Source organism: Pseudomonas sp. MH9.2 (assembly GCF_034353875.1).
In the GTDB taxonomy this organism is placed as follows: Bacteria; Pseudomonadota; Gammaproteobacteria; order Pseudomonadales; family Pseudomonadaceae; genus Aquipseudomonas.
On sequence record NZ_CP133784.1, the window covers coordinates 4,855,586 to 4,879,170 of the forward strand.

Here is a 23,585-nt window from a genome sequence, read left to right on the forward strand (position 1 = left end):
CATGTGCATAAGGGCGTCTCGGGTGCCTTTTTGCGCCCGCTCTAGAATCCTCACAAAAGCCCTTCCTGCATCCGTAACCGCCACCGCCCGTTGAACCGCAACTCAGTCGCGGATAATGGCTCGATGTCTATCGAGTTGAAGGCTGCCGTTGGGCACTGCAGGGCATGCAGGATGGCGGCGCGGATGACGAAGGGGTGGGTGATCGCGACGAAGTGTCCCTGCATGCGCAGGGTGTCGAGCCATGCGCCGACGCGGGCGCAGACCTCGGCCACCGATTCGCCGCCGTGCGCAGTTGAAGCGCTGTCTGCACTCCAGGCCTGGAGTGCTTCGGGCTCATGCGCCTGGAGGTCTTTGATGCGTTTGCCTTGCCAGTGTCCAAAATCGCAATCGCGCAACTCAGGGACGATATCCATCTGCGACCCGAACAGGTGAGCGGTTTGCCGGGCGCGGATCTCGGGTGCGCTGAGTAAATGCACGGAGGGCTTGAAGCGGTCGGCCAGCGAATGCCCTGCAGCCTGCCAATCCAGTTCGACAGGCTCGTCCAGCGGAAAACGCGCGAGCTTCTGTGCGAGTGTCCGGGCATGGCAGATCAAGGTCAAACGAGTCGCCATTATGGGGATCCATACGGGGTTTACGGGTGGGCAAGTTTACATGCCTCATGCCCTTGTATCATTTCGCGGGAGCGACCGCCGTTTGCCACGTGACGGGCAGGCCTGATAGACGGCATAGTCCTCAGACTGATTGAGTGTGGTCTGACAGTGGACTTGGGGATGGAGGAACGTATGACGACTGTTCTAGTGCTGGTTGAAACCATTAACGACTATTTGCCGATACTCGAAAACAGTGGTTTTAACCTGATTCTCGCGCCGAGTCCGGCCGAGCGGGCAAAAGCCATCGAGACGCATGGTGCGCAGATCAATGCCGTATTAACCCGCGGTCCGCTGGGTTTTTATGCCGATGAGATCGCCGCGCTACCTCATCTGGAAATCATCTGCGTGATCGGCGCCGGCTATGAGCATGTCGACCTTGAGGCCGCCAAGGCTCGGAATATTACGGTGACAAACGGGGCCGGGGTCAATGCACCCTCGGTCGCCGATCACGCCTTGGCGCTGTTGCTGTCGCTGGTGCGTGATATCCCGCGTGCCGATGCATCGGTACGGCGCGGCGAGTGGCGTAAAGTCATGCGTCCTTCGCTGGCTGGCAAACGCCTCGGTATTCTTGGGCTGGGCGCGGTGGGCATGGCGATCGCCAAACGTGCCGTTCTGGGTTTTGATATGTCCGTGAGTTATCACAATCGCCAGCCCCGCAGTGATGTGCCTTACGCTTATTGCGCAAGCCCGGTCGAACTGGCGAGCACCTCGGACTTCTTTATCGTCGCGACCCCGGGTGGGGCAGAAACTCTGCAGTTGGTCGACAAACACGTACTGGATGCCCTGGGCCCTCACGGTTTTATCGTCAACATCGCGCGTGCCAGCGTCATCTCGACGGCGGACCTGATCGATGCGCTTGAACATGATCGTATCGCTGGCGCCGCACTGGATGTCTTCGATAATGAACCGCAGGTACCGGACGCGCTCAAGGCGTTGAGCAACGTGGTGCTCACCCCTCATGTCGCAGGACTCTCTCCGGAAGCTTCGCAGGGTACTGTTCAGTTGGTGGCGGACAATCTGCTGGCGTACTTTTCCGGGCAACCGGTGCTGACCCCAGTGCGCAGTTGAATCGAGCGTTAACGTTGTGACCCTGTTACGTAGCCGTCGGTAAAAGGAGAAGGCCATGATTCAATGCAAGCGCGCTTATGACCCGGCGTCCCCCGCAGATGGTTATCGGGTATTGGTCGACCGACTTTGGCCAAGAAACATGCGCAAAGACCGCTTGGTCCTCAACGAGTGGCTGCCTGACACGGGCCCGACCACCCCGTTAAGAAAGGCGTTCAAAAGCGGCGCGATGAGCTTCGCGGATTTTTGTACGGGGTATCGCCAAGAACTGACGGCTCATCCGGAACATTGGTGGCGACTTCTCGAACCTGCCCGCCAAGGCACGCTGACACTCATCTATTCGGCGAAGGACACGGAACATAACAATGCAATCGTGCTGAGGGAGTGGCTTGAAGAAGAACTGGATAAGCAAGGGCCGCAAAGTTCTCCCGTCTGTTATGCCGGCTCACACCTCAAGTGAGTAACAGGTGTAATGCAAGTCACTTCAATAAAAGTGAAGTTAAACATCATTAATTTGACATTGCCCAGCGTGCCGCTGATCGGCACACTGCGGGCGCTCACGGTTTACTGTCTCCATCCCCGCTGTCTCGAGTGCTTGCTTCATTGAGTTCTGACGCTTGGATTCAAGGCACACATGTGTCTTTTTTTCGGCGATCAGTGTGAGTCACTCAGTGTGCTTGTAATGGAATAATTATGGCCCGTGTAACCGCTCCCGATATCAACGCTTCCTATAATTACGACGTTGTTCGCCGCTTCACGTTAATGACCCTGTTCTGGGGGATCCTTGGCATGGGGATGGGCGTGATTCTGGCCGCACAGTTAGTCTGGCCGGAGCTGAACTTGAATATGCCATGGACCACGTTTGGCCGCTTGCGGCCTGTCCATACTAATCTGGTGATTTTTGCATTTGGTGGCGGTGCATTATTTGCAACGTCATTGTATGTGGTTCAGCGCACCAGTCGGGTTCGGTTGATATCCGACAGGTTGGCCAACTTTGTATTCTGGGGCTGGCAAGCCATTATCGTTGCCCTGCTGATCACGTACCCCTTGGGCTATACCACGTCCAAGGAATACGCCGAAATGGAATGGCCAATTGCGATAGCGGTGGCCGTCGTCTGGGTGGCGTATGCCTATTTATTTTTCGGCACTATCGCCCGCCGCACCGTTAAACATATTTATGTCGGTAACTGGTTTTACGGTGCCTTCATCGTGGTGACAGGCATGGTGCATGTGATCAATCACCTTTCGGTTCCGGTCAGTTTGCTAAAGTCCTATTCGGTCTATTCCGGCGCGACCGATGCAATGGTCCAGTGGTGGTATGGCCATAGCGTTGTGGGCTTTATTTTGTCTGTCGGCTTTTTGGGCATGATGTATTACTTCGTGCCGAAACAGGCCGCGCGGCCGATTTACTCCTATCGGTTATCCATCGTGCACTTCTGGTCAATCATCACTCTGTACATCTGGGCGGGTCCGCACCATTTGCACTACACCGCACTGCCCGACTGGGCTCAGTCGCTGGGCATGGCGATGTCGATGATTCTGCTGGCGCCAAGCTGGGGCGGCATGATCAACGGCATGATGACCCTGTCGGGGGCGTGGCATAAGTTGCGTACTGACCCGATTTTGCGATTCCTTGTCGTGTCCCTGGCGTTCTACGGCATGTCGACCTTTGAAGGGCCGATGATGGCGATCAAAACCGTCAATGCGCTTTCCCATTACACCGACTGGACCATTGGCCACGTACACGCTGGCGCGCTCGGCTGGGTTGCCATGATCAGCATCGGGACGCTGTACCACATGATCCCCAAACTGTATGGCCGCGAACACATGCATAGCGTGGGGCTGATCAACGTGCACTTCTGGCTGGCGACCATAGGTACCGTTTTGTACATCGCGTCGATGTGGGTCAATGGCATCACTCAGGGGTTGATGTGGCGTGCGATCAACGATGACGGGACATTGACTTACTCCTTCGTCGAAACGCTACAAGCCAGTCACCCAGGCTACGTTGTGCGACTTATCGGCGGCTCGACCTTCGCTGGCGGGATGCTGCTGATGGCCTACAACACCTGGCGCACTGTGCGAGCAGGCGAGCGCAACGTCCAATCACCGATTGTGGCCGTGGCTTGATTGACGACAAGAGATGTGAAGCGCTTCCCTGTCCTGGGATGAATTTTTTTTAGTATCGTCGCCCTGATACGAGGCTCATCCATTTGTTTGGGTGCGCCTTTTTAATTCTGGTTTTGATTATGCAGCGTTATCGCTTTATGGGTTGGCTTGCTCGTTTTACGCCGGCGACATTAAACACACGTCCCAAAGAATGGTTGAGAGCGAGTGTCGGAAGTTTTCTCGGGTTGCTGGTCAGCACGCTGATCTGTCGCGCAGTCTTTGGCAGTTCAGTCGAATTGCATTTGATGGGGCCGGTGGCGGCGTCGGCCGTTATCCTGTTTGCCGTGTCTTCGGGGGCACTGGCGCAACCCTGGCCGGTCATTGGCGGCTATCTGACCTCAACAGCGGTGGCGTTGATTGTCACCCATTATGTCGGCTATTCGCTGGAAAGCGCCGCCTTGGCCGTTGGCCTGTCGTTGGGCGCGATGTGTGTGTTGCGTTGCTTGCACCCCCCTGGGGCGGCCTTGGCCCTATGCCTGGTATTGGCGGATACCGAACTCTCGGGGATGGGCCTTCAGGTGTTCTACCCGGTCATGCTCAATGCGATTTGCCTGTTGGTTGCGGCCTTGCTCTACAACAACATCACCGGAGTACGTTATCCCAAACTGCACGTTGTGACGGCTGTACGCGCTACCGACGATCCAGCCCCAGAGGAGCGCGTCGGCATCACCTCTGCAGACCTGGATCTGGCGTTGGCCGACATCGGTGAGTTTGTCGATGTGACACGTGAAGAGCTCGAAGACATCGTGCGTGCCACTGAAAAATATGCGTTACGGCGCAGCATGGGGGATATCACGGCGTCTCAGATCATGTCGCGCGATTTACAGTGTGCCACCCCGGACACGCCGGTCGAGCAGGCGCTGAATATGCTGACCTCGCAACACCTCAAGACGTTACCTGTTCTGGATAAGGAGCGGCGCCTTGTCGGCATTGTCAGCTTGATTGATTTGCTTGGGCATTCGCGCAATACCAGACGATTGGGGGTATTGGGCCGATTGGGCCTGCGCCGCGGAAGGGTGCTGGAGCACGTGATGACCCGCCCAGTCACGTGTGTGAGCGGTAATGCACATGTCGTCGAACTGATTCCGCTGTTATCAGGATCGGGGCTGCACTGCCTGCCCGTCATCGAGAAGGGAGAGCTGGTCGGCATCGTGACCCAGACCGATCTGATTGCAGCGCTTCATCGGGATTTGATCATGCACCTTGGATGACTAGATGATTGGGTCCCAGCGTTGCGACCAATCACTGTCTGCTTTGACGATGTTTCGTAACAGCTCGAAAGCCGACTGCAATACCGCCGAGTCACGATCACGCGAATAGACCAGATAGGTGGGGTAGGTGAACTCTGGCGCCTTTGGCACGCGCTCGAATACGCCGCTGTCCAGATAACTCTGGACCACCCGGGTACGGAAGTAACCGGCACCGCCATTTTCAAGAATGTAGTGCAGCGCCAATGGCCCCAGGTTGAAGCCGATCGCCGCTTTGGCCTGGTCTGGAAGCGCCGCATCGTGTTGCTTGCGGAAGTCATCGCCCCAGTCGACATACACGTAGGGCTCCGGGTTGGATGTCAGGCGCACCTGAATCAGTTTCTCTTCCAGCAGTTGCTCGACTTGCAGGCCCGGCCAGTAGGTTGGCTGATAGACCAGCGCGGCATCCAGTACACCCAGTTCAAGTTGTTGCAACAGTTGCTTGCCGTCCCCTATCTCTGCGCGCAAGGCGTGGGTCGGGATTTTTTCACGTAGCTGTTGCACCCAGCTCAGCATCAGCGGGTTGCACAAACTGACTTCACCCCCGATGTGCAGCACATTGCGGTAGCCTTCAGGCAGAGGAAGGTCCCGACGCGCCGCTTCCCAGGTCTGCACCAGTTGATTGGCATACGCGACGAACGCTTCGCCATCAGCCGTCAATTTAGCGCCGGCCCGGTTGCGGATGAACAGCGTGCAGTTGAGATGACTCTCAAGTTTCTGCACGCGGGCCGTAATGGCCGTCTGCGTAACATGAAGTCGTTCGGCGGCAGCGACAAGGCTGCCATACCGCGCGATCTCTACAAAGGTTCGAGCCAGGTCGATGTCCATGTGGGTTCACTTCAAATCAGAGGGCCTGATTGTAGAGACATCCGCCAGGTGTAGGGAGTCATCAATAAAAATGCCAGAGCACGCTGGAAACCTTGGCTAACTCAATCGGAAGGATTATCTCGATGGTGGAGGAACCGCTAAGAAGGCCACCTCTTGCATCGGCAAGAAGTGGCCAATGGTTTATGGCATGACCGGCGGTAGATACGTCAGCGTGGTGCCCAACGCCCACAGCATGAACAGCACCAGAGGCGCATGGACCAGCAACTGTACAAATGAGAAGCCAATCAGGTCACGCGCCTTCAGGCCCAGAACGCCCAGCAGCGGCAGCATGTAGAACGGGTTGATCAGGTTCGGCAGGGCTTCGGCTGCGTTGTAGATCTGCACCGCCCAGCCCAGGTGATATTTCAGGTCATTGGCAACTTGCATCACGTAAGGCGCTTCGATGATCCACTTACCACCACCTGACGGAATAAAGAAGCCCAGCACCGCCGAGTACACACCCATCAGCAACGCGTAAGTATCGTGCGAGGCGATCTGGGTGAAGAAGGTCGAAATGTGATGGGCCAGGGTCTGCGCATCGCTGCCTTTAACCGTGGTCATCAGTGCCGCAATCGAACCGTAGAGCGGGAACTGGATCAATACGCCGGTGGTGGTTGGCACCGCGCGAGACACCGCATCCAGGAAGCTGCGCGGGCGCCAGTGCAGTAGGGCACCGGTCATGATGAACAGGAAGTTATAAGTGTTCAGCCCGGAGATGGCGGTGATCGCCGGTTTGGTCGAAAACTCATGGAACAACCAGCCAGCAGCCAGCAGCACTAACAGGATGATCAGTATCGGGCTGTACTCAAGCCACTCGCCAGGACGTGAGCGCTTGGGCATTGCCGGCAGGCTGAAACTCGGGTCGACACCGCAGGCCGCTGCATCCTTGGCGCTGGAAGGGCCGGGCGCGGTGGCGTAGGCGATGACCAGAGAGACCACGATCAGGATCGCCAACATCACGCCTGACTGCCAAAGGAAGATGGTTTGGGTGAAGGGGATCATGCCGGTAATCGCCAGAATCGACGGTGGCAGGCTGGCCGGGTTGGCTTGCAGTTGCGCGGCCGAAGACGAAAGGCCTAACGCCCACACCGCACCCAGGCCCAGGTAAGCAGCCGCGCCGGCGGCACGGTAGTCCATGCGCAAATCGGTGCGCCGCGCCAGCGCGCGAACCAGCAGACCGCCAAATACCAGCGACAAGCCCCAGTTAAGCAAAGAGGCGACCATGGAGATCAACGCTACCCAGGCCACCGCCGAGCGCCCGTTCTTCGGGATACGCGCCAAGCGGTCGATCAAGCGTACCGCAGGTGGTGAGCTGGCGACCACGTAACCACCGATCACCACGAAAGCCATCTGCATGGTGAATGGAATCAGACTCCAGAAACCGTCTCCAAACGCGGTGGCGGCCTCAGTCGGTTTGGCGCCCATGGCCATGGTCGCAACGGCCACGATAACCACAGCCAACACGGCAAATACCCAGGAGTCAGGGAACCAGCGTTCGGCCCAATTGGCGCAACGCAGGGCAAAGCGGGCATAGCGGCTGTCTTCGATATGGGCGGCCATGGGTCCTACCTTTTTTTGAATTTATTATTGAGGGGCTAAGGGTGTAGCCCGTTTTTGTTAGAGCACGCGCAAAGCGGTGAAGCTACAAAACAACAAACCCCTTCAAGTACTGAAGGGGCAGAATGGCACAGCGTGGAGGCGTCGTTTGGTGACCTCTTGGCTATCACCACAAAAGGATCAGAAACTCATTTCCACGACATCGTCCGGCACGATCAGTTTGCCAGCGGTCTTGGCGATGATTTCTTCGATGCTGACCCCCGGCGCGCGTTCGCGCAGGATGAATGCGCCGTCGGCGATTTCCAGGTAAGCGAGGTCGGTCAGCACTTTGCGGATGCAACCGGCGCCGGTCAGCGGCAGGCTGCAACGCGCCAGCAGTTTGGATTCACCGTCTTTGGAGGCGTGGGTCATGGTGACGATGATGTTGTCGGCACCGGCCACCAGGTCCATCGCGCCACCCATGCCTTTGACCAGCTTGCCGGGGATCATCCAGGAGGCAATGTTGCCCTCGACGTCAACTTCGAAAGCACCCAGCACGGTGAGGTCCACATGACCGCCACGGATCATGGCGAAGGATTCAGCCGAGGAGAAAATCGATGCGCCTTTGCGGGCGGTCACTGTTTGTTTGCCTGCGTTGATCATGTCGGCATCGATGGTTTCTTCGGTCGGAAACTCACCCATGCCGAGCAGGCCGTTTTCCGACTGCAGCATCACGTCGATATCGGTGGGCACGTAGTTGGCGACCAGGGTCGGAATGCCAATGCCGAGATTGACGTAAAAACCATCTTTCAGTTCGCGTGCGACGCGCTGTGCCATTTGTTCGCGGGAAAGTGCCATGGTCAGGTTCTCTTATTGTTCGGAACGAGAGTGTTCTGGGCGAGAAGACTCTTTGAGTGCAGCGAAAGAACGGCCTCAGGCCTTCTTGACGGTGCGCTGTTCGATGCGTTTCTCGAAGGTGCCCAGGATCACGCGATCAACATAGATACCCGGGGTGTGAATCTCGCTGGGCAGCAGTTCGCCTGGCTCGACGATTTCTTCGACTTCGACCACGGTGACTCTGCCAGCGGTGGCGACGACCGGGTTAAAGTTCTGCGCCGTGTTGCGGTACACCACGTTGCCGAAATGGTCGGCTTTCCAGCCTTTGACGATAGCAAAATCGCCGGTGATCGCTTCTTCAAGGATCACGTGACGTCCATTGAACTCGCGGGTTTCCTTGCCTTCAGCGACGGGAGTCCCGTAGCCGGTGGCGGTGTAAAACGCGGGGATGCCGGCGCCGCCTGCGCGAAGTTTTTCGGCCAGAGTGCCTTGCGGGGTCAGTTCGACTTCCAGCTCGCCGCTGAGCAGCTGGCGTTCGAACAGCGCGTTCTCGCCAACATAAGACGCTACCATTTTGCGGATCTGGTGGTCTTCGAGCAGCACACCGAGACCAAAGCCGTCGACGCCGCAATTGTTGGAAACAACCGTAAGGCCTTTGACGCCACGGCGCTTTATTTCCGCGATCAGGTTTTCAGGGATGCCACACAGACCGAAACCACCGGACAAGACCGTCATGTTATCGGTTAGCCCATCCAGCGCTTCTTCGTACGTTGCCACTCGTTTGTCGAGCCCAGCCATAATGATCCGCCTTTTGTAGTTGTTGACCGACAAGCAGGCTGTCGGAGAGCGTTCAGTGCATCTTCCCTTGCCTGTAATGATTTGTTAATTTTGTTTTTCTGATGGATTGATAAGAAAACTAAATAGATGAACGTCAAACAGCTCAGGGCTTTTCTCGCCGTGTCGCAATGCCTGAGCTTCGCCCAGGCGGGGGAGCGCCTGCATCTTTCCCAGCCAGCGTTGAGCCTGACCATCAAAAGTCTGGAAGAGGACCTTGGCGGGCCGCTGTTCAGTCGCACGACGCGCAGCGTCAGCCTCACACCGGAGGGCGAAACCCTGTTACCGCTGGCGCGTCAGTTGTTGGCGGATTGGGACAACACCGAAGAGTTGCTGCGCCAGCGCTTCACCTTGCAGTTGGGCAAAGTATCGATCGCGGCGATGCCGTCATTCGCCGGTAACTGGCTGCCGAGCGCACTCAAGGTGTTTCGTGATCGCTACCCACGGGTCAACGTCGCGGTGCATGACGTGATCAATGAGCAAGTGCTTGAGATGGTTCGTCATCGTCGGGTGGAGTTGGGTATCGGTTTTGAGCCGGAATCGAGCAATTCGCTGCTGTTTACCCCGTTTTATATGGACCGTTTCGTGGCCGTGGTGCCTATGGATTCGCCGTTGGCCGAACGCGAGGAAGTGACCTGGAGTGAGCTGTTGCAGGAAGACTTCATCGCACTGCAGCGGCCATCCGCCGTGCGTTTGTTGCTGGAGCAAGCCCTGCAGGCGCCGCATGGCAAGCTGTCGGTCGCGTTTGAAAGTCATCAGTTGGCGACTATTGGCCGTATGGTCGCTAATGGGCTCGGGGTCAGCGCGGTACCGTCGTTGTGCGTGCAGCAAATGCGCGAGCTGGGCGCGCATTGCATCGCGCTGATCGAGCCGCGTATTGAACGGCGCATCGGCTTGATGATGCTGGCTGATCACACATTGTCGACGGCGGCCCAGGCCTTGCGAGAGGTGTTGATTGGGTGTGCGCAGGAGCAAGTCTCGGGAATGCCCCGACTTCACTAGAGGAATGTTTGGGTGGGCGGGCTTTCTGAGGACGAGTGGAGAACACAGGAGAATCGATAGCGACTATCGAGCGTGATGATTTCTACTCGGCCTAGGTGGCGAGTAGCCTTGACTCATTCCGAAAAGAGCCCTGTGAACACGCCCATGAATCGCCTATTGACCCTTGCCCTGTTGCTCACCGCTGCCGTTCTCTCAGGATGTGCCAGCCACGCTCCTGAGCTGCGTCCCTACACCGCCGAAGAGACTCGCGAACTGGCGCTTGAAGACTTGAACCGTCGCGGGTTGTCGTTTGATGAATACCAGACCAAAAAAGCCCAATTGACCCACTCGCAACAGATCGTCCATGAATTCGACAAACGCGGCGAGATGAATGCAGCGCAGGGTGTCGCTCACCCTGATCGTCAGGGTTGACGGGGGTTCACAGCGCCAGCTTCAAATGGCCGCCGGCCAGCGAGTGCCGGGCCTGGACCCTTCGCAGTAATCCATGATGGAAATGTTCCAATCCTTCATGCAGACGCTCGGTGAGGATATCGTCGAGTTCGCCACCCTGTTCGTTGTTGCTGTAGCTGATCTGGGTATCGATGGCGAAGATGCCGTGTAGTACTTCCTGGCACTTGAGCGCCGAGAGCACCGGTTTCAGGGCGTAGTCCACCGCTAGCATGTGCGCGATGCTGCCACCGGTGGCCAGAGGCAGAACAACCTTGCCGTGCAACGAACGCTCGGGCAGCAGATCGAGCAGGGTTTTCAGTGCGCCGGAAAATGACGCCTTGTACACAGGTGTACCGATTAACAGGCCATCGGCCTGTTTGACCGCTTCGATAAAGTCGATGACCTGCGGGCTGTCGAAGTGCGCGTAGAGCAGGTCTTCCGCCGCAAAGTCTCGAATTTTCAGGGCCTGGACGTTCACATCGTGGGCTTGCAGCCAATGACGCGCGTGTTCCAAGACCACGCCGGAGCGGGATTTCAGGGCAGGGCTGCCTGAGAGAGAAACTACCAACATGTTGTATTTCCTTGGGTCAATGTCACCCGCCATGGTGATGGCTTCGGTCTGTTACCCAGTACAAAGCAGCATGCATGCCAGCATCGAATAATTATCTAACGTTTTGAAAATAAACGATTTTATAGAAATATATGACGCGCCCGTGTGTCGTTATGACTGCACAATAGGCACGTAACTGTTGGTTCGCTGTTTCTGTGGCAACAGTTTAAGCGTCCAGCCAATACACCTTCACCTAGCTGGGGATATGGGACTTGGGACATCGACCGCGTCCAATATTCGACGTAGCCGACTTATAACGGATAGGCCACCTTCCAGCCTGAGGACAGGGCAGATGTGAACTATTGGAAGATATGATCCGACGAGCTGCCTTAGCTGATGCAGCTAATCGGACGCCTTGCACACGCCTTCAGCGCAGAGGCGAGTAAGGTTCTGGTATGCATATCATTGTTGTCGCTCTGGCAATTTGCTGAGGTGCACCCTTGGGCGGCCAAAGGCCTTCAGCATAATGACGCGCTCTTAGCACACCGCGCTCTTCCAAACTGGAAAACCCCCAGATGTGGGTGATGCGCGGCGGCCCATCAAGCGCGTACATATTCAGCACTAGATGAGAGGTATATTCATTTGTCGGCGCAAGAGCATCCTCCCAACTGGCTAGCGTAGGTGTGAGACCTCCCGGCTTAAGAAAATACGTCCTGAATTCATAAAAATTTCCAAACGCCGCGGGGGAAATATCCGCCAAGAACGGAAACCGCATATAGCTTTCCGTGTTCAATCGGATGGCGGGATCAGTGATCCCGAAAGGCGCTTTCACCATCAGCGCTCGGCGACGTTCGTCTTCAAGAGCATCCGCAGTGTCAAACCCGCGCAGGAGTTTAACTTGGAAAAGGTCGCCAATCTCTGAGCGCCAGACACCGAGTAATTGGCCAGGCCCTTGCGCCATCCACGCGCACGCGGCAGTCGCGACGGCGCCCTCTGTGAGCGGTGGACAACTTAGTGTTGTGAGTTCATAAAACATGCGATATCTCGACTATTCAAATCAACAAGACCCCGCCTAGGGTTCATCGTGGGCACGACGACAGAGGAGGGGCGTTTGACACTCATGTCGCATTAGCCAGGGCAGATGGCAATCGTTTGGATGAGTCATCGGCAAGTAAGCCGAATGAAGACTCCCACCACTCAATGGCCAGCGCGCTGATGACGTTCGAACGATGGGTACCTTCACTGGATTTTTGCCAATCCAGTGACACACGATGAGGATAATTGCCGTTAGATACTCGATAAATGGGTGTACATTTGTTTTTTTAACAACGGGTGGTTGTTAATGCTTGATCGACTGACAAGCATGACGGTGTTTGTCCAAACGGTTCGCTATGGGTCCTTCGCTGCCGCAGCGGAAAAGCTCAATATGTCGCCACAGATGGTGGCTAAACATATCGAGGCGCTTGAACAACGGGTGGAAACTCGGTTATTAAATCGGACGACCCGGAAGCAAAGCTTGACGGTATTTGGCCGGCTTTATCTGGACCGATGCCATTCGGTCCTTTCCGAAGTGGAAGCCGCCGACATGCTGGCGCAGTCTTCGCATGCCAGGCCGCAAGGTCGTTTGCGCGTCAATGCCCCTGTTACTTTTGGACGCCACGGGTTGATGCCGGTGGTCACGCAGTTTCTTAATCGCTATCCAGATGTTGACGTTGAGCTGACATTATCAGATCGCCTAATCGATCCGGTCGAAGAAGGCTATGAAGCTGTCGTGCGTCTCGGTCCGCTGCAAAAAAATCTCGCGCTTATTGCACGGCCGTTGCGTACCTATCGTCTTGTAGCGTGTGCATCTCCGGCGTACCTGCTTGCGCACGGTACGCCACAACTGCCGTCGGATCTCATCGACCACGAGTGCCTGGGCTTCGCCCCTTGGGTATCCGACCTCAGTCGGAATTGGCATTTTCAGCAGGATGGACAGATTACGGAGGTGCCGGTGCGCGGCCGCTTGCAGATCAATGACTGGGAAGCACTGCACGTAGCCGCGTGCGACGGCTTTGGCATCTTGATCGGTTACGAGCGTGCCCTTGCGGCCGACCTCGCATCGGGCCACTTAGTTCGAATACTCCCCACTTACGAGGGGCCTGCCCGCCCCATCCACCTGCTTTACGCAGCGGACCATCGGATGACATCAAAATTGCGCTGTTTTGTCGAATATATGATGGAAACTTTAGGTCAGCGTTAAACGTCGGCTCAATGGGTCTTGCAAGTGAAGGCTTCACACACACACACACACACACACACACACACACGCATTGTTAGTATGCGCACGGGCATCAAGCCTTGAGCAGAGAAACCGGTCGCCACTTATTGCGCCAGCAATTGGTCGATTCCACTTGCCCGCTGGGCGACTATCCAGGCATGCAGCATATATATCACCGGTACGGCTTTTCTTGTCGTATTCGGCGCCGTAAATCCGGTTCCAGGTCTCGGACTTCACTTTCGATTTCGTACAGCCACTGATGGATTACAGCGCTTGAAGCTCTGCTTCAAGTGCTGTGGTCTCGGTATCGATCAGGTCATCAAGCAAACTGGCCTGCTGCGGATTCAGCTGCTGCGCTTGGCAAACGTCATGCGCTTGGGCTGCGCGACCTCTCTGTGACCTGCACCCCGAACAGTAATCTTCAACAACCGACAATTTCGCCTGTTCTGTGTACTTTTTCATGACCCCCTCAATGTTGATGTCCAATATTCAGGGGGTCAGATCAAAATACGCGGACACCATCGTCCTTATCGACCGGGTTCGGAAGGTGTGTTCGCTGCCCCCTTACGCAACAGTCGTCAGCCGCCAAATCGCAGGCAAAAAAAACCCCGCATTCGGCGAAGGCGGGGAGGGTTGTAGTGCGGTTCAGTTATTTGAAGGCGGTGCCAGTAGCGACTACGCTGGCCGATGGCAGCAAGTTGCTGATGAAGCGGTTCCAACGGGTGATATTGGCCGGACCGACGAACACCACATCCTGTGCCTCAAGTTCAAATTGACGTGCCAGCACATAGGAGGTCGGTTTTGTTGCGTTGAGGTGGTAGACCGTTGCGCCCTGGCCATCGTTATCCGCAGCGCGAATCACGTAGACCGCATTGCCGTCGGCAGAGTCCGGGCTGAGGCCACCGGAATTGCCAAGGGCTTCCATCAGCGTCACGCTGGTTGTGCCGAAAGAGATCACTTGCGGGCGCATGACTTCACCCAGCACATAGATCTTGTTCTGCGAGTTGCTGTTCAAGTGCAGGTAGTCGCCATTCTTGAGGAGGATTTTGCTCAGTTGCGAACCTTTGCGGTTGAGTGCGTCGATATCGAGCACGTACTCCTTACCGTCACGACTGAGGGTCAACCCCGCCAGGTTGGCGTCGGTCAGGTCCACCCCGGCAGCGCTGATGGCCTGCACCAGACTCAGCGGGATGTTGGTGATCGGTTGCGTTCCAGGATTCTTGAACGCACCTGACAGCACGATGCGCTGGCTGTTGTAACGATAGACTTTGACGTCGACTTTGACCTCGGTGTATTGCGGCAGCAAGCCCATCCTCAACTGTTCGCGTATCTGTGCGACGGTCTTGCCCGCGGCCTGGATCTTGCCGACATAGGGAAAGAACACCGTTCCGTCGCTCAGCACTTCCCGACTGTTGGCATCGAGCTGGTCCAGGGAACCCGGGGCTGTCAACTCGGGGTGTTCGAAGACGGTCACCAATAAAGTGTCACCTGCACCGACCACGTATTCGGGAGTACGGTAGTTCACCAGCTCCGGCGGCAGCACTGAGGTTTTGGTTGAGATATGTTGTTGCTGCACGCTCTTGGGCGTAATGGCCACGAGGTGGACTTTAGGTTCGTCCGGTCCATTGTCTTCGACTTCATCTGGCGTCATATGCTGCCCGGGAGCAAATGCGCAGCCTTGCAAAATCAGGCTGGAAAGCAGCACAACAGCTAGGGTTCGCTTCATATATTTTATCCTTCCGAAAGGTGCACGGTGCACCACAGTGATTTCATTGCTTCCCTTACCAACACCGGTACCGCGTTATTGCAGTCGTGCACGCCCCGGTTCGCCTCCTCAACGAGCCTGGTTATACAAAAGATAGATGATTTATTTAAAATGCGTTTTTGTTGAGAAAGCCTTTGAACAGGGTCAACAGAATGATTTTTATGTCCAGCCAGATTGACCAGTGTTCGATGTATTCAAGGTCGAATTCGACGCGTTTCTGCATCTTGTCCAGCGTGTCCGTTTCGCCACGCCAGCCATTGATCTGCGCCCAGCCGGTGATTCCCGGTTTGACCTTGTGCCGCAGCATGTAACCGCTGACTTGCTTGCGGTATTGCTCGTTGTGCGCCACCGCATGAGGCCGTGGGCCGACGATGGACATGTCACCGCGCAACACGTTGAAAAATTGCGGCAGCTCGTCAAGTGAGGTGCGACGCAGGAAAGCGCCGAGGGGTGTGATTCGTGCGTCATTGCGCGTGGCCTGACGGACGTTATCGCCGTTTTCCTGCACGCTCATGCTGCGAAACTTCCAGACCATGATTGGCCGTCCATCCAGTCCATAACGACGCTGTCGAAACAGTACGGGGCCGGGGGATGTGAGCTTGATTGCGATTGCAATCAATACCAGGGGTAAGGCGATCATCAACAGAATCAGGCTGGACAGCACGATGTCTTCCACGCGTTTGACCACGCGCGAGGCGCCGTCCATGGGGGAATCGAAAATGCTGATACTGGCCAGGCCGTTGATGCTCTCACTGCGTGCGTGCAGCAGCTCGAACATGAACATATCCGGAATCAGGTACACCGATGCGGTGGTGTCGCTCAAGCCTTTGACCAACTCGCACAGGTGTGGCTGACCGAGTGCAAGGGTGATGTAAATCTTGTCAACGCGACCTTCACGAGCATCGTTGATCAACTGCTCCAGATTGCCCAGTACCGGCACTCTTCGGCCAACGACGGTGAGGTCCATCTGCTGAGGCTCCTCATCGTAGAAACCGAGCAGATCCATGCCCATCCAGGGGGCGCTGGAAATCGAGGTGGCCAAGCGTTCACCACATTGCCCCGTACCGACAATAGCCACGCGGCGAGTGTTAAAGCCTCGCCGCCGCAAGTTGTGCAACAGGCTGCGGATCAATAGTCGATAACTGCACAGCGTCACCAGCACCAGCGCGAACCAGGCCATTTGGCCGTTGTCCGGCACACTGACGTGGTTAAACAGCAGGTAGTTCACCGTCAGCAGGATGACGAACGTCGTCGACCAATAACTGAAGATTTTGGTCAGTTCACGCAGAATGCGTTCTCCGCGCCAAGAGCCATAGAGCTGGTGATACTCGCCGATCCAGTGGAAGACCAGCACCGAAAGCATGATCAGGATCCACGGCTCGGCGCCCATGGGTGAGCCTTCGACCCGGTTCAGCCAATAGCCGCAGAGCACGATGACGGTTAGATCAAGCAAGCGGTGGGCGACGGATAGCAGGGATTGGTTAGCATGCAAAATGCCACGAAATTGTGTGCTCATGACCTGTGCTCGTTCAGAGTGATTTGATCGGAACTACACGTGCGTGGTGATCGGCGACGGCCACTGGCGGAGTAGATACTGCTGCGCTCGCTGGCCGAGGATGGCGCGAGGTGTGCGCGGCGCTCAAGCGTGCTTCGACGAAGTTTTTGATCTCTTGCTCGAAGCGCTCGCAGGAAAAACGCTCGGCGTTGGTGCGACAGGACTGGGCGCTGATCCGGGGCTTGGCGTTTTCGAATTCGCCGATGGCCGCCACCAGTGCGGATACCGTCTGCTGGTGATAGAACACGCCGGTCGGCATGGGATGGTCGAGGCCACAGATGGTTTCAAGCACGCCACCCTTGGCATAGGCGATCACAGGGGTGCCACAGGCTTGCGCTTCTACCGGGCTGATGCCGAAGTCTTCCTCGGCGGCAAAGACAAAGGCCTTGGCGTTGCGCATGTGTTCGAGCAACACGGCAAACGGTTGATAACCCAGCAGGGTCACGTTCGGCGCGTGGATGGCGCGTGCTTTTGCCATTTCCGGACCATCGCCGATCACGATCAGACGTTTGTCCGGCATTGCCGCGAAAGCTTCGATGATCATCGGCATGCGCTTGTAAGGCACCATGCGCGAGGCCGTCAGGTAGTACTCCTGTTTGGTTTCTTGCAGGGTGAACCCCAAGGTGTCCACCGGTGGGTAGATCACTGTCGATTCGCGGCGATAGGCTTTGGAGATGCGCCGGCCAATGAAATACGAGTTGGCGATAAAGTCATCGACCCCGGCGGCGGTGCGTTGATCCCACATGCGTATGTAATGCAGAACTATCCGCGCAAGCTTGCCTTTGAAGCCTTTGTTCAGGCCGGCTTCGTGCAGGTACTGGTGTTGCAAGTCCCAGGCGTAGCGGATCGGCGAATGGACATAGCTGATGTGCAACTGATCGGGGCCGCTCAGCACCCCTTTGGCCACGGCATGGCTACTGGAAATGATCAGGTCATAACCGGACAGATCCAGTTGCTCGATGGCCAGCGGCATCAAGGGCAAGTATTTCTGATAATGGGTTTTGGCTTTTGGCAGATTCTGGATGAACGTAGTCTGAGCCTTCTTGCCACCCAAATGGGCGCGATCCTGATCGCTGAGAAAATCGATCACCGAGAACAGATCAGCCTCCGGCCAGGCCTTTATCAGCGCAGCGAGCACGCGCTCGGCGCCAGCGTAGGTCACCAGCCAGTCATGGACGATAGCAATTTTCATTGGATTTTCTCATGTGTGCACACGCCCGGGTTCAGACTCGGGCAGGCTGCGTCTTGGTGTGACGATTGTTAAGGCGCGTACCGAGTTTGATAAAAGGCAGTTCGACACAGCATCAACACTGATGGGCGCAACAGATTCCGCGAATGACTGATCGCACCCAGCCATAGCAGCAATAGGAATACTTCAAGACTTACTGGAAGACGATTTCGCAGGAATGCTCTCGTTAACAGCCTGCTTCGTCGCCGTGTGCCGGGGCAGTTCTGGGGCGCTGGGTTGCGTGAGCACGGCATCGATGCGTTGGGAAACGCGGCGGGCCGAGTCCTCCCAGGAAAACCGTGTCACGTTGTTCAAGCCGCGACGGCGCAGAGATTGACGTAATGAAATATCGGTAAGAATGCGCTCCATGGCCGAGGCAATATGGCCGACGTCCAGGGGGTCGAAGTACAGCGCGCTGGCTTGCAGCACCTCGGGAATCGATGCGGCATTGGCTGCCAGTACCGGGCAACCACAGGCCTGTGCTTCCAGCGGCGGGATGCCGAAGCCCTCATACAGTGAGGGGAATACGAAAGCTGTTGCGCCCTGATATTGTGCTATCAGCTCGGTGTCGCTGAGCCTGCCGAGAAAGTGGATGCGGGGATCGCTGCTGGCCAGACGTTGCAGGCTAGGGTCAGAGAAGATTTCGCTCGCGGCACCGACAATGTGCAATTGCAGATCCTCTTGAGTACGCAATGTCAGGAATGCTTCGATCATGCGACTGAAGTTTTTGTGCGCACTGGGTGAAGACACCGCCAGCAGGTAGTTCTGCTTGTTGGTGAGTGGCGGCCCCGGTTGAAAGTCGTCGCTGACCGCATTGGGTACTACGAAAATCTTGCTCTCGGGGTAATTATAGAACTGTGAAATTTCCCCTTTCGAAAAATTGCTCACGGTCAACAGCGCTTTGATCCGCATCAGCAGGATGGGGGTCATCACCCGATACAGGGTACGAAATGCGCGGGTGTAGCTTTCCGGGTGACGTACGTAAGTGATGTCGTGGTGGGTGGCAATCTGGTTGCCATACATCAGCGGCGCAGTGCTGCACAGTGACACTAGCAATGGGTTGCCCTGGCGACGCAGATACAGCGGCAGGTCCAGTTGTTCCCAGAGGTGACCGCTATTGCGGCCAATGCATTGCACCTCTAGCGCCTTGGCGCTTTCGTGCATTTTAATGCCATGAGGGGCAACAAAGACCACGTCGTCTCGCATCTGCTTGAGCGCCAGACAGATCTGCTCAGCGAACCGTTGCACACCGCGCAGTTCCTGAGTGAGAAAACGAGCATTGATCACAATCATCGGAGGCGACCTGAGGGGAAGGTTGAAGGGTAAAAATAGGGTCAGTTGCCGGCCATGGCTGTAAGGGCGCGCAATTTACCGGGCTAAAGAGCGGAGGTTTGATGCCCAGGCTGATGATTTTAGGAAAACCGGTTATAGGGAGCAGTGCCGAGCAGCGACTGTCGTCGCATTGCCAGGCAATACCGCTGTCGAAACGGCCCTTTTCGGGCTCGCCGGTGTCAATGATCTGTACATTGCCACGCTGCGCGCTGCTGGCATCTATGTGTATCTGCTGCGGGTTCTCGCCTGCGCTCCAGGCCACCAGTATCTGTTCCGGGCCTTTGGAGAAACGCAGGAGGTAAGTCGAGCCTTCCACTCGGCTTTTTTCCGGCTCATAACTGTATTCGCGTAACGTTGGACTGATTGCCTTGAGGGTCAGGTAGGCCGGCTTGATCGTCATGTCTTGCTCCAGCAGGCCGAAATTCTGTTTCAGATCGCTGCGGTCTTCGCCGTCATTGAGGAGGTCATACCACCACATGCCCTTGATATCCGGCACGGTACGCACCAGAAAGAAGCTGCGGGCGAGGTACGCAGCTTGGGTTTTTTCATCCACGCCGCACTTACCTTCGTTGCTGGGCCAGCCCATTTCAGTCAGGTACAAAGGCACTGGTTTGCCCGCAATCGACCTAAAATTTGCATCCACCTCGCGCAGCCAGGCAATCCAGTGTTCCGGGGTATGGCGCTCGACATTCCGGCAATACACAGACGGATGCAGTGACAGGCCATCCACTTTGGACAGCACATCCGCTTCGAGTAAACGATCAGCGAATCCCAAGTCGATTCCTCTGCTGGTGATAGCGCCCGCCAGAATTTTTACAGGATGGTTTTGCTCTCGAATACGCTGCACAGTTTCATTAATCAAGGCGATGTAATCGGCTGAGGAACCCGCATCGGCCGGGTTCTCTGAGTCCCACTCATTCCATATTTCGAAAAAATCGACGCGGCCCCTCAACTTCCTAGTGACGAAACTTGCATAGTTGCCGAAGGCTGCCCTGACTTGCGGCTCGCGGGGTTTTGCATTGTTGGCGTAAAACGGGTTGCCATAACCCAGTACCAACAGCGGTCCTAATCGATGTTCGTGCGCTTTGCTCAACCAGTCTTTCCAGGCCGGGTCGATATGTAACTGGCCACGCCGGGGTTCAGCCGTCGACCAATAGGCTTCGTCACGTACCGAGTCGATCCCAGCGTCGCTGATCAATTTCATGGCGCTGGCCGATGAGTCGTTTTTATTGAGCAGGTGAGTACCAACGCCAACGATGAACGATTCATCACCCATGGCTGCGATGCTGAGAAACAGGCTCGTGAGAAATAACGTCAGTTGCTGGCGTGACGTGGTTAGATTAGGAGTGAGCATGTTTCGTCTCAGTGAAGAAACAACGGTCCGGAGCGGTTGCTCAGGGTCACGGGCCGGGCAATACCGAATGGGACAGGGGTTGATCTTCATGCCGTACGATTTTGTCCAGAAGGGTCTGGGCGAAAATACTTTGATAGCTGTCGAGCATCAGGTCCAAGTTGAGTAGCGAAGCGACGCTCGTACGTGCCTGGCCGCTAAGCCGGCTGAGCAGCTTCGGCTGCTGATGCAAGCGCAGCATGGCCAAACCTAGTGAGTCCGGGTCATCGGGGTTACATAGCAGGCCGTTGAGCCGATCCTGAATGAGCTCGGGCAACCCACCCATACGGCTGGCGATAACCGGCAGTGAATGGGCGCACGCTTCAACGGCGACCATGCCGAAGGGCTCGTTCCAGATGGATGGCACTACAGCCACATCAATCTGGCTGTAGAACTCCGACGGCACTTGGTAACCGACAAAACTGATGTTTGGCGAGGTCACCAACGCCTTGAGCCGCGCTTCATCATTGCGCTGGCCGCGTCCGGCAATCTGTAATGTGGCGTCGAACGGCAGGCGTTGGAATTGGTCGATCAGCCAGTGCACGCCCTTCGCCTCGGACAGCGTGCCCATGTAGCCAAAACGCAGCGGTTCCTTAGTGTTCAGGGCATTGGCGTGCCGAGGCTTTACCGTTGGCGCGGGGAATGGGCTGCTGTTGTGCACGACATAGGCCTTGGCACCCTGGAAATAGCCTTGGCCTTGCAAGGTGTCGAGCATGAAACGACTTACTCCAACCACGGTATCGACCTGGGCCGAGCGCGAGTCATAGCCCTTGCGAAACACTTTGCAGCTGAAGCACTGGCGCTCACAGTTTTTGCCGTTTTTGAACATCGTGCTACTGGGGCAGAGCAGGTACATGTCATGCAATACCTGGACAATAGGTAAGTCAGCTGCGCGGATCTCGTCCCAGGCTGAAACCGACCAACCACTCAGATTGTGGCAGACCACCACATCTGGCTGCTCTGCGCGGATGACATCACGTACATACTCGCGCATGTCGCTGTTATAGCGGTCGCGCATATGCCAGCGTAGTCGACTCAACTGCCCGGGGCGCTGCTCGGTATGGTGCCAATAGAGGTTGCGCAGGCCCGCGCGATAAACCTTGATCTGGTTTAGCGAGTCTTCCCTCAGCCCCGGCTCTGGTGCAGTGGCTAATACCACCACCTTGCAGCCACGTGCTTGCAGGCCTTCCGCAGTGCGCTGCAGGATGATCTCTGCGCCGCCGCCGATATGTGGAGGATAAAGACTGTTGATGAACAGTACTTTCATAGTGGATACGACTGATGTAGCCCTAGCACGCCGGACTCACCGTCGTGAATGGCCTTTTCGATCAGGCTCAAGCGTTGTTCTGCGCCACGTCGTTTGGCGATCACCCGCAGCAGGCGAAAGAACACCCAGCGGTTGAGACTGTACAGCCATGACGATGATGCCCAGATGTTCTTGTCGAACCATGCCTGATTACGCGCGCCGTAATAGGCGCGCAGGTCTGAACCACCCAGCAGGAAGCTTTCATAGATGTTGTTGGTTTTTGCCTTGATGTTCCACGACTCTTCCAGGTCGTCGAGGAGCGCGTCGGGGACCAGGAATATCCGGCCGCCGCCAGCGGTGATACGCCAGGTGTATTCACTGTCATCCGCATACAGCAACAACGCGTCCAGCGGCAGACCTATTTTTTCATACAGGCTGCGGTGGGCGAGCAAGCCGCCATAGGTCGCGAACGGTAATTGCACCATGGGCATTTGCGACTGCTTGGCCCGAGGATGGCCCCAAGGCAAGCGCCGCCAAATCTTGTAGGGCAACTGGGCGATATGGAAACCGAAGAAGCTCGAGCGCCGCTGAATGGCGAAGCGCTTGGGGGCACCGGCGGCGAAGTCTGCCTGATGGGTCGGGCGGAATCCCAATACGGCGGCTTTCTCACGGCCATCAATGCGCTCGCGTTGATACAGGCATTGGTGCAAGGTCGCGATGGCATTGACGGTCGGCGCGTTATCGTCGTCCATCAGCCAGATGTAATCGGCACCGGCATCCAGCGCAGCCTTGATACCTACGGAGTAGCCTTTGGCAGAACCGGTGTTGTGCTGCAGGTAAATGATTTGAACCTGGCCGGGCCAGGCCCGAGTCAGGGATTCGAGTGGCGCCACCGACGCATTGCTGACGATGATTACCCGTTCGATCTGGGGGCTGGCCAAGGAACGACCGACCAGCGTTTGCAGGTAAGACAAGCGATCACCATAGGTGAGTGTCACCAGCGTTGTTTTAGGGGTCATGGTGAGTTCCAGGCGATTAGAAAAAATCGAAGGTCTGTGCAAGCGACCTTTCAGACTCGCGCTTCCATCCTTGCCAGGCTGCTGATGGGCAGCGTGACCTTTTGTTCACGTTGCAGCAGATTGAGCAGGATCACTGCACGCTCTTCGCCGTCCGCGGTGAGGAAAATCGCTTCAATGTCGCAGAAACCGCCGGACTTAATGAGTACGTGCTCGCCCTCTTGAAACTCCGGCTGTGGGGCAGGGGACAACAGTCGTTGGCGAATTTGCTCAATCAGTTCGTCCTGCACCGGCACCGGATGTCCACCGAAGGTGACGATGCGCGCTACCCCACGCGTTGAGCGGATCGGGTACCAGTTGTCGTGCACCTGATCCATGCGGATAAACAGGTAGCCGGGGAATAACTCTTCCTCGCTGACGGCCCGTGGATTGCGCTTCTTCGGCGCCGCTGCTTTGAGTGGGCGATAGCATTCGAACTGCTGACGTTGCAGGTGCTCTTCAGCGCGAGCTTCCTGACGCGGCTTGGTCTGGATTAGATACCAGCGAGCGGGGCTTTCCGTGTAAGACATATGTTTACTCCACTGCAATCCGGGTTTGACTGGGTAGT

Annotated in this window: 23 protein-coding genes; 7 read left to right on the forward strand and 16 right to left on the reverse strand. The window is 56.5% G+C overall.

What is annotated here, in order from left to right; translation table 11 throughout:
* Positions 1-50: 50 nt before the first annotated feature.
* Entirely contained in the window at positions 51-614 is a 564-nt protein-coding gene (locus RHM55_RS22300; protein WP_322183075.1) for a histidine phosphatase family protein, read from the reverse strand.
* Between the two features lie 168 nt (positions 615-782).
* Between RHM55_RS22300 and RHM55_RS22305 the strand changes: the two genes are divergently transcribed.
* From RHM55_RS22305 to RHM55_RS22320, 4 genes are all read left to right on the forward strand, one after another.
* Positions 783-1,718, forward strand: coding sequence for a 2-hydroxyacid dehydrogenase (locus RHM55_RS22305; RefSeq protein WP_322178364.1), 936 nt, complete (start codon positions 783-785; stop codon positions 1,716-1,718).
* Positions 1,719-1,773: 55 nt separating this feature from the next.
* Positions 1,774-2,175, forward strand: a complete 402-nt coding sequence (locus RHM55_RS22310) for a DUF488 domain-containing protein (protein WP_322178365.1) — start codon at positions 1,774-1,776, stop codon at positions 2,173-2,175.
* Between the two features lie 233 nt (positions 2,176-2,408).
* Entirely contained in the window at positions 2,409-3,845 is a 1,437-nt protein-coding gene (ccoN, locus tag RHM55_RS22315) for a cytochrome-c oxidase, cbb3-type subunit I (protein WP_322178366.1), read from the forward strand.
* Between the two features lie 119 nt (positions 3,846-3,964).
* Entirely contained in the window at positions 3,965-5,095 is a 1,131-nt protein-coding gene (locus RHM55_RS22320; RefSeq protein WP_322178367.1) for an HPP family protein, read from the forward strand.
* Here the strand turns inward: RHM55_RS22320 and RHM55_RS22325 are convergent, their stop codons facing one another.
* The 4 genes from RHM55_RS22325 to RHM55_RS22340 all read right to left on the reverse strand — a co-directional run bounded on the left by RHM55_RS22325 (position 5,096) and on the right by RHM55_RS22340 (position 9,169).
* On the reverse strand, positions 5,096-5,959 hold the full coding sequence (locus RHM55_RS22325; RefSeq protein WP_322178368.1) for a LysR family transcriptional regulator: 864 nt from the start codon (positions 5,957-5,959) through the stop codon (positions 5,096-5,098).
* A gap of 180 nt (positions 5,960-6,139) precedes the next feature.
* Positions 6,140-7,558: a short-chain fatty acid transporter gene (locus RHM55_RS22330; protein WP_322178369.1), complete on the reverse strand. Its 1,419-nt coding sequence runs from the start codon at positions 7,556-7,558 to the stop codon at positions 6,140-6,142.
* Positions 7,559-7,735: 177 nt separating this feature from the next.
* Entirely contained in the window at positions 7,736-8,392 is a 657-nt protein-coding gene (locus RHM55_RS22335; RefSeq protein WP_322178370.1) for a CoA transferase subunit B, read from the reverse strand.
* 75 nt (positions 8,393-8,467) lie between these two features.
* Complete coding sequence (locus RHM55_RS22340) at positions 8,468-9,169, reverse strand: CoA transferase subunit A (RefSeq protein ID WP_322178371.1); 702 nt, start codon at positions 9,167-9,169, stop codon at positions 8,468-8,470.
* A 126-nt stretch (positions 9,170-9,295) separates the two neighbouring features.
* Here RHM55_RS22340 and RHM55_RS22345 point away from each other — a divergent pair, with 126 nt between their 5' ends.
* Together RHM55_RS22345 and RHM55_RS22350 are read left to right on the forward strand one after the other, a co-directional pair.
* Positions 9,296-10,207 (forward strand): LysR family transcriptional regulator, encoded by a 912-nt coding sequence (locus tag RHM55_RS22345; RefSeq protein WP_322178372.1) that lies wholly within the window; start codon positions 9,296-9,298, stop codon positions 10,205-10,207.
* Between the two features lie 144 nt (positions 10,208-10,351).
* Complete coding sequence (locus RHM55_RS22350; RefSeq protein ID WP_322178373.1) at positions 10,352-10,618, forward strand: hypothetical protein; 267 nt, start codon at positions 10,352-10,354, stop codon at positions 10,616-10,618.
* Positions 10,619-10,625: 7 nt separating this feature from the next.
* Here RHM55_RS22350 and ssuE read toward each other — a convergent pair whose 3' ends face one another.
* Positions 10,626-11,207 (reverse strand): NADPH-dependent FMN reductase, encoded by a 582-nt coding sequence (ssuE, locus tag RHM55_RS22355; protein ID WP_219061349.1) that lies wholly within the window; start codon positions 11,205-11,207, stop codon positions 10,626-10,628.
* Positions 11,208-11,613: 406 nt separating this feature from the next.
* On the reverse strand, positions 11,614-12,222 hold the full coding sequence (locus RHM55_RS22360; protein ID WP_322178374.1) for an NIPSNAP family protein: 609 nt from the start codon (positions 12,220-12,222) through the stop codon (positions 11,614-11,616).
* A 306-nt stretch (positions 12,223-12,528) separates the two neighbouring features.
* Between RHM55_RS22360 and RHM55_RS22365 the strand changes: the two genes are divergently transcribed.
* Positions 12,529-13,428, forward strand: coding sequence for a LysR family transcriptional regulator (locus tag RHM55_RS22365; RefSeq protein ID WP_322178375.1), 900 nt, complete (start codon positions 12,529-12,531; stop codon positions 13,426-13,428).
* 282 nt (positions 13,429-13,710) lie between these two features.
* Here the strand turns inward: RHM55_RS22365 and RHM55_RS22370 are convergent, their stop codons facing one another.
* The 9 genes from RHM55_RS22370 to rfaH all read right to left on the reverse strand — a co-directional run bounded on the left by RHM55_RS22370 (position 13,711) and on the right by rfaH (position 23,547).
* Positions 13,711-13,908 carry a transposase gene (locus RHM55_RS22370; protein WP_322183150.1) on the reverse strand — a complete coding sequence of 66 codons (198 nt, stop codon included), beginning with the start codon at positions 13,906-13,908 and terminating at the stop codon, positions 13,711-13,713.
* Positions 13,909-14,095: 187 nt separating this feature from the next.
* Positions 14,096-15,172 (reverse strand): polysaccharide biosynthesis/export family protein, encoded by a 1,077-nt coding sequence (locus RHM55_RS22375; protein ID WP_322178376.1) that lies wholly within the window; start codon positions 15,170-15,172, stop codon positions 14,096-14,098.
* 145 nt (positions 15,173-15,317) lie between these two features.
* Positions 15,318-16,727, reverse strand: a complete 1,410-nt coding sequence (locus RHM55_RS22380) for an undecaprenyl-phosphate glucose phosphotransferase (protein ID WP_322178377.1) — start codon at positions 16,725-16,727, stop codon at positions 15,318-15,320.
* A gap of 13 nt (positions 16,728-16,740) precedes the next feature.
* The gene (locus RHM55_RS22385; RefSeq protein WP_322178378.1) at positions 16,741-17,958 is read right to left on the reverse strand and encodes a glycosyltransferase family 4 protein; all 1,218 of its coding nucleotides are present in this window, start codon (positions 17,956-17,958) and stop codon (positions 16,741-16,743) included.
* Positions 17,959-18,141: 183 nt separating this feature from the next.
* On the reverse strand, positions 18,142-19,287 hold the full coding sequence (locus RHM55_RS22390) for a glycosyltransferase family 1 protein (RefSeq protein ID WP_322178379.1): 1,146 nt from the start codon (positions 19,285-19,287) through the stop codon (positions 18,142-18,144).
* Positions 19,226-20,680, reverse strand: a complete 1,455-nt coding sequence (locus RHM55_RS22395) for a hypothetical protein (RefSeq protein ID WP_322178380.1) — start codon at positions 20,678-20,680, stop codon at positions 19,226-19,228. The genes RHM55_RS22390 and RHM55_RS22395 overlap by 62 nt, the downstream gene beginning before the upstream one ends.
* A 46-nt stretch (positions 20,681-20,726) precedes the next feature.
* Positions 20,727-21,983 (reverse strand): glycosyltransferase family 4 protein, encoded by a 1,257-nt coding sequence (locus tag RHM55_RS22400; protein WP_322178381.1) that lies wholly within the window; start codon positions 21,981-21,983, stop codon positions 20,727-20,729.
* Complete coding sequence (locus RHM55_RS22405) at positions 21,980-22,981, reverse strand: glycosyltransferase (RefSeq protein ID WP_322178382.1); 1,002 nt, start codon at positions 22,979-22,981, stop codon at positions 21,980-21,982. Before RHM55_RS22405 ends, RHM55_RS22400 begins: the two co-directional genes overlap by 4 nt.
* A 50-nt stretch (positions 22,982-23,031) precedes the next feature.
* Positions 23,032-23,547, reverse strand: coding sequence for a transcription/translation regulatory transformer protein RfaH (gene rfaH / locus RHM55_RS22410; protein ID WP_322178383.1), 516 nt, complete (start codon positions 23,545-23,547; stop codon positions 23,032-23,034).
* Positions 23,548-23,585 lie beyond the last annotated feature (38 nt).